Origin of the sequence: Kitasatospora cheerisanensis KCTC 2395 (assembly GCF_000696185.1) — a bacterium.
Taxonomy (GTDB): domain Bacteria; phylum Actinomycetota; class Actinomycetes; order Streptomycetales; family Streptomycetaceae; genus Kitasatospora; species Kitasatospora cheerisanensis.
The window spans coordinates 564,811-570,810 of sequence record NZ_KK853997.1 but is presented as its reverse complement, the minus strand read 5'-3'; the positions used below and the strand labels follow the sequence as shown (position 1 = coordinate 570,810).

Here is a 6,000-nt window from a genome sequence, read left to right as displayed (position 1 = left end):
GGCGCCGAGCGCTCGGCGCAGGCGGGCCACCAGGGACTGCACCGCGCCGGCGGGCTCCGCGGGCGGGGCGTCCGCCCAGAGGTCGTCCACCAGCCGGTCGCGGGTGACGACCCGCCCCGGGTCGAGCGCCAGCCGGATCAGCAGCAGCCGCAGCCGCGCCCCGCCCACCTCGACGGGCGTGCCCTCGCCGCCCCGGAGGACCTGAAGTGGCCCCAGCAGGTTGATCCGCACGTCGCCCGCCCCTCGTTCCGCACCGCCCGATCAAGATCATTGTCCCGGAGCGCGGGCGGCCGCGGGGCACCGGTGGGGGAGGCAGCGGTGCTGGCGGCAGCGGTGCTGGAGGCCGTCCCCGGGGAGTGGTCGTCGGCGCGGGCGGTCCGGTTCCCGGCCCGATGCTGTGAGCCCCGTCACATCCGCCCGGCTGGGGGAAAGGTGCGGGAGGGTGCCGCCCGGGCGGTGTGAAGGATGCGACGATGAGCCGGCCATGCAAGCAGGACGAGTCGTACGGGCAGGTCGGGCCGCGGTGTTCGCGGCCGGCTGCGTGCTGCTCGCGGCCCTCGCGCACGTGCTGATGTCCGGCCGGCCGGTGGGCGCTCCGGCGCTGGCCGCCGCGCTCGGCGGCACCGCGGGGCTGGCCTGGCTGACCGCCCGGCGGGAGCGCGGGCCGCTGCTGGTCACCGCGCTGACCGTCGGCGTGCAGGCCGCGCTGCACACGCTGTTCTCGCTCGGCCAGGCCGCCGCCACCACCGCCGCGGCGCCCGCGCCGGGCGGGCTGGCCACCAGGTGGGCGCAGCTGCTGCTGTGCAACGCCGGGCCGTTGACCGACGAGCAGGCCGCGCATCTGGTGGAGGCCGCCGGGATCGTCCCGGCGCAGGGCGACGGGCTGGCGGTCGTGCTGGCCGACCCGCCCGAGCTGCCCGCGATGCTGCACCACGCCATGGGGCACCACGCGATGGCGGTGACGGGGCATCAGAACGGCGGCGGCATGCTCGCCGCCCACCTGCTGGCCGCGCTGCTGCTCGGCCTGTGGCTGTCGGCCGGCGAACGCGCCGTGCACGACCTGGCCCGTACCGTCGCGGCCCGCCTGTTCGCACCCGTCCTGCTGCTGATCGGCGCCGTCCGGACCGCCCGCGGCCGCGCCCGCGCCGGCCGCGCGACGCGGGCCGCCGGCCCCGGTCGCGCCTGCTCGTCCACTCGCTCGCCTCCCGGGGACCGCCGGCGGTGACCGCCGTCGCCTGACGGCCCGTCACACCGGGGAAGCCGCCCGGACGCCGCCGCATGCCCGGAAACGGGGGCGCGCGGTGCCGTCGGCGCGCCCCGGACCGGCCTCGCGGCCCGACCATCCGGCCGCTTCCGTCTTCCGAGCAAGGACACCCGGAGATGACTCCTGCCCTGCCCGAGCCACGTCCCGTCACCGGACCGGCCCGTGCCGACGACCCCACTGTGACCGCCTGGGCGCTGGCCGCCCGGGCGGCGACCCGGCGGCGGTGGAGCGGTTCGTGCGCGCCACCCGCACCGACGTCCGCCGGTTCGTCACCCACCTGAGCGGCGAGCCGCAGGCCGCCGACGACCTCACCCAGGACACCTACCTGCGGGCGCTGCGCAGCCTGCCGAGCTTCGAGGGCCGCTCCTCGGCGCGCACCTGGCTGCTGTCCATCGCCCGCCGGACCGTCGTCGACCGGTACCGGTTCGCCGCCCGCCGGCCCCGGCTGGCCGACACCGAGGACTGGCAGCGCGCCGCCGAACTGACCCAGCCGCACGACCTGCCCGGCTTCGACGAGGGCATCGCGCTCGGCGAACTGCTCCGCGCGCTGCCGGCCGAACGCCGCGACGCCTTCGTGCTGACCGCGCTGCTCGGCCTGCCGTACGAGGAGGTCGCCGAACTGACCGGCTGCCCGGTCGGCACCGTCCGCTCCCGGGTCAACCGGGCGCGCGGGGTGCTGATCCGCAAGCTCGCCGACGCCGAGCAGGCGGACCGGGCCGCCGTCGGCTGCGCGGCCTGACCGGTTCCCCGGTCCATCCGAAGGGGGCACCGGGCCGCGTGTCCCGGTGCCTCCTCCGCCCGCGGTGCGCTGTCGTGGACTCCGCACCGCGTCCACCCACCACACCCACCTCCGGGAGCACCCATGTCCAACACCGCCGTCTTCGCCGTCGAGGGAATGAGCTGCGGCCACTGCGAACAGTCCGTCGGCACCGTCCTGTCCGCGCTGCCGGGCGTCACCGCCGTCACCGCCGACGCCAAGGCCGGCCGGGTCACCCTGACCGCCGCCGGCGAGGTCGACGAGAGCCGGATCCGCGCGGCCGTCGACGAGGCCGGCTTCACCCTGACCGGCCGCCTCTGACACCCCGTCACCACCTGCGCGTGCGGAGCCGACGTGGACCCGGCTCGGGAACGGCACGCGCTGCTGAGGCTTGCCGCCCTCTTCGCCGTCGAGCCTGCGCCCGGCCCCCGTCGGCGCGGGTCTGTTCGCGCTGCCGGGCGCGAGCTCGCAGGTTCAGGGGTCGCGAATCCGCCGCCGAGGCCAGATGGGGGCTCGCGCTGAGTGATCTGTGTGGGCTCGGCGGCACCGTGGACCGCTGGTCGGCGGCTGGCATGATGGGCGGCGGTGTGCCTGCCTGGAAGACCGCCTTGGGCGTGTGCGCACGCGACTTCGGCACCCCGAGTGTCCACGAGCACGCCTGCTTCTCTGAACTCGCCCGGAACCCGGTCAGTTCAGGCGTCCCGCTCGTTGGGGGCTGGTCAAGGCAGGAGCGGTCGGGTCACTGTCCAGGCGACCAGTTGCTCACGGACCGGGCCAGGAGACAGGTGGCCGACCAGGCTTTCCAGATGGGCTGTCAGGTTCTTGTGCCGCCGCAGCTCGCGGATTTGTTCGAGGGGAAGATCTCGCCAGCCCTCGGAGAGACCGGCGGCCTGGGCGGGCGTGAACGTCAGTGTGTCGAGCGTGTCGGACGCCAGCGCCTCGGGACTCCAGTCGGGGTCCGTGTCGTCGGGACCCAGTCGGTCGATCACCCACGTCCGGAGCATGAAGTCCTGCTGGGCCACCCGCGCAGCGCGTCGCTCGGCGTTGTCGAGCATGCGCCGGTTCGCGAGCAGCGAGAGCTTCGCCCACCGGCGACGGATTTCCGGGGGATGGCTGGAGTTGTAGGCCTGCCCCTGCGCGACGACGCGAGCCGTCTCGAGTTGCCGGCCGTGGGCCTCATCGATGAACGTCTGCAACTGGTCGAGCGTCCACTTACTCAGATCGCGGGCCGGCTCGTCTCGATGCGCGTCGCTACCCAAGGACCCCCCTCCCGGTCGTAGGCAAGCCGAGGCTGATGGCGGCCTTCTGCGACCGCCTGTCGATCTGAGCGACCCTATCCTCGGCGCCGACGCCGGCGAGGCTGACGGCTCGATGGGCCTTTTGATGGTCTCGGCCGGGTTGATCGCCTTGTAGTCCATCGTTGCGCTGACGAAGATCCTGCGGAAGTCGTACGGGGAGAAGACGAGTTCGCTGCCGGCAACGGTCAGGCCCGTGGTGGCCAGCGCCTTGATCTTCTTGCGGTGTTCAGATCTCGTTGCCCGTCGGCGGTGCGGTTACCGATGTCCCACAGTGGCCTGAGCCGCGCGTCCCCTGAGAATGTGGCCTGGTGCCCAGCAGAGTCGGCGTCGCGCGAAGGGTGCCGTGCCTGACTTTCCAGGCCCGCCACTTGCACCAACGGCGGCCTCGACGAGCATCGCCCAGAAGGCGGTGGACACGGGATGGACGTCAGCGAGCTCGATCAGCACGTCGAGCGCCATCTCCCATTCCTGGAAGGCGATTTCCGCGCGAACGTTCCGGACCGACTGACCGTTCTCCGCCACGGCGTCCTCAGGCAGCAGTTCGACAGCCCGCCGAAGAAGTGTGAACGCGTCATCCATACGCTGGATTCTCGCCAGGCCCCGGGGCTTTGTCGCAGATGATTCGATCCAACCTGCCGGTGCGACACGCCCGGACACCCCACCAGCCTCACGATCTCTGGCCATTACGTTCACATCGTCATAGCGATCATTCTGGCTCGTCGGGGTCTCGGGCGACAGGATGATCAGTGTCGATGCCGCTCGCGCTCGTCAGCAACGGCGTCGCCGAACGGGGTGAAGCCCATGCTCGCCCCGAACAAGTCGTCACCACTCCGGAAGGCGAGCAGGCGTGCCGAAGGGGCGTCGCCTGCCCCGTCGAAGTGGAAGACCGTGAGCGGTGCGGTCCGGTCATCGGAAGCGTAGCCAAGGGTCTTGGCCGAACGCGGATCTTGGTCGCCAAAGACCACGGACGGCCGACCGTACACCTGCACAACATCGTCGAAGGTGCGGTCGGTCTCCGCCCAGCCTTCGGTTGTCTCGACGAGGCTCGTGTACTCGTCAGTCCGCAAGGCCCGATCGAGACGGAGCCAGCCACGCTCGTGGGCTGCGGCACCGTACTCCGCGGCCACCACATGAACTTCCGGCTGGGGAAAGCAGTAGCGCAGCAATGCCGCCATGTCCAACCGCGCGTTGTCGTCCACGATCCACCGCGTGCCGTCGGGCCGGGCCTCGTCCTCGGCGAGGGAATCGAGGAAGAGCGGCAGGCACGCGAGCCCGCCGTGCGCGTCGGGGTACCGCACGGCGGAGTTGAACTCGTCGAGTACGTGGACGCGTTCCGCATTGGTCAGCGGGGTCCGGCGGCGGGCCGTAGGGGGGATGCTCCGAAGTGACAGCATGCCGACCACCTTGAGCCGTTGCCGGCCGGCTGTCCACCCCGCTGTTCATGCCCGAACCGGTGGGCAGTGATGGGTGCGGATGCCGTCGCAGCCGAGGAGCCCGGCCGTGCGGCAGGCGATCTTCGGGGCGTCGTCGAACAGGAACTGACGGCCCATCGGCTTGCCTCGCCGCATGAACAAGTAGCGGACCGGTAGTTGGGCACACGGGTCGAGGCGGGTGCAGCGGGATCACGCGTTTGGTGTAGGTCTTGCCGACCGGGATTCGCAACCGGGGCAGCCGTCGGGACAGGCGTCGAGGCAGTCGAGGGGCAGGCGGTGCGTGTGGGCCTGCTCTGTCGTGGGCCGGGTCGCGCTGAGCGGGGCCGGAGTTGAGGGGGCGTCATCACTCGTGCGGGTGGTGGGGGAAGTGGTGGGAACTCGGGTCGGGGGTGGCGCGACTGCTGGGGTGTGAACGTACTTCGACCGGCCCGGGGGCCGTTGCCGACGTTGGCGGGTTTCGCTCTGCTGCTGGTTGCCGTCCTGGCCGGCTCCTTCACTGTCGGCCACATCGTGGGCCCGCTCACCCCGGGCCCGCGTCCGGGCTCCGGTGGTAGCACTGCACCGCAGCACGGGCACGCCGGGATGGATGGCATGGACGGCGCGGCGGGGGAGGGCGGACGGTGAGCGCGACCGCGCAGCGGCAAGTGACCGATCTGGCCGTCGGCGGGATGACCTGCGCCGCCTGCGTGGGCCGGGTGGAGAAGCGCTTGGCCCGGTTGGACGGGGTCACCGCCGCCGTCAACCTCGTCACCGGCCGGGCCCGGGTGCTGCACCCGGCCGAGCTGCCGCCGGGCGAGCTGCTCGCCGCCGTCGAACGGGCCGGCTACACCGCCGAGTTGGTGACGGGGGAGCCGGCCGCCGACCCGGAGGGGGAGGATCGGGCGGCCGGGGTGCGGTTGCTGGCCACCGCCGTGCTCGCCCTGCCGGTGCTGGCCCTGTCGATGGTGCCGGGCTGGCAGTTCGACGGCTGGCAGTGGCTGTGCTTCGCGCTCGCCCTGCCGGTGGTGACCTGGAGCGCCGCCGGCTTCCACCGCCGCGCCGCGCAGAGCCTGCGGCACGCCACCGCCACCATGGACACCCTGGTCAGCCTCGGCGTGGCCGCGTCCTTCGGCTGGTCCGGGTACGCCCTGCTGTTCGGCGGCGCGGGCGAGCCCGGCATGCGGATGCCGCTCGCGCTGACCGCCACCGGCGGCGCGGCGCACGTCTACCTGGAGGCAGCCGTCGGCGTGCCGCTGTTCGTGCTCGCCG

At 73.0% G+C, this 6,000-nt stretch carries 7 protein-coding genes and 1 pseudogene; 4 read left to right on the top strand and 4 right to left on the bottom strand.

Going from position 1 to position 6,000, the window contains the following annotated elements; genetic code table 11:
* Positions 1–231 (bottom strand): AfsR/SARP family transcriptional regulator (locus KCH_RS02515; RefSeq protein ID WP_035858545.1); only part of this gene is annotated, 231 nt, incomplete at its 3' end.
* A gap of 253 nt (positions 232–484) precedes the next feature.
* On the opposite strand from KCH_RS02515, the gene KCH_RS02510 reads away from it, so the two are divergent.
* From KCH_RS02510 to KCH_RS02500, 3 genes and pseudogenes are all read left to right on the top strand, one after another.
* Positions 485–1,225 carry a PE-PGRS family protein gene (locus KCH_RS02510; RefSeq protein ID WP_244305103.1) on the top strand — a complete coding sequence of 247 codons (741 nt, stop codon included), beginning with the start codon at positions 485–487 and terminating at the stop codon, positions 1,223–1,225.
* A 155-nt stretch (positions 1,226–1,380) separates the two neighbouring features.
* Positions 1,381–2,003 (top strand): annotated as a pseudogene (locus KCH_RS02505) (sigma-70 family RNA polymerase sigma factor).
* Positions 2,004–2,126: 123 nt separating this feature from the next.
* Complete coding sequence (locus KCH_RS02500; RefSeq protein WP_035858543.1) at positions 2,127–2,342, top strand: heavy-metal-associated domain-containing protein; 216 nt, start codon at positions 2,127–2,129, stop codon at positions 2,340–2,342.
* 398 nt (positions 2,343–2,740) lie between these two features.
* Here the strand turns inward: KCH_RS02500 and KCH_RS02495 are convergent, their stop codons facing one another.
* From KCH_RS02495 to KCH_RS02485, 3 genes are all read right to left on the bottom strand, one after another.
* Positions 2,741–3,280, bottom strand: a complete 540-nt coding sequence (locus KCH_RS02495; RefSeq protein WP_035858541.1) for a hypothetical protein — start codon at positions 3,278–3,280, stop codon at positions 2,741–2,743.
* A 294-nt stretch (positions 3,281–3,574) separates the two neighbouring features.
* Positions 3,575–3,898 carry a hypothetical protein gene (locus KCH_RS40800; RefSeq protein ID WP_157031850.1) on the bottom strand — a complete coding sequence of 108 codons (324 nt, stop codon included), beginning with the start codon at positions 3,896–3,898 and terminating at the stop codon, positions 3,575–3,577.
* Positions 3,899–4,062: 164 nt separating this feature from the next.
* On the bottom strand, positions 4,063–4,713 hold the full coding sequence (locus tag KCH_RS02485; RefSeq protein ID WP_035858538.1) for a hypothetical protein: 651 nt from the start codon (positions 4,711–4,713) through the stop codon (positions 4,063–4,065).
* Positions 4,714–5,420: 707 nt separating this feature from the next.
* Between KCH_RS02485 and KCH_RS02480 the strand changes: the two genes are divergently transcribed.
* Positions 5,421–6,000 (top strand): cation transporter (locus tag KCH_RS02480; RefSeq protein WP_208866031.1); only part of this gene is annotated, 580 nt, incomplete at its 3' end.

What these genes read in the sequence shown, in the direction of transcription:
- KCH_RS02485 (WP_035858538.1), bottom strand. Translation starts at nt 4,713, where the DNA reads ATGCTGTCACTTCGGAGCATCCCCCCTACGGCCCGCCGCCGGACCCCG.
- KCH_RS40800 (WP_157031850.1), bottom strand. Translation starts at nt 3,898, where the DNA reads ATGGATGACGCGTTCACACTTCTTCGGCGGGCTGTCGAACTGCTGCCT.
- KCH_RS02510 (WP_244305103.1), top strand. Translation starts at nt 485, where the DNA reads ATGCAAGCAGGACGAGTCGTACGGGCAGGTCGGGCCGCGGTGTTCGCG.
- KCH_RS02500 (WP_035858543.1), top strand. Translation starts at nt 2,127, where the DNA reads ATGTCCAACACCGCCGTCTTCGCCGTCGAGGGAATGAGCTGCGGCCAC.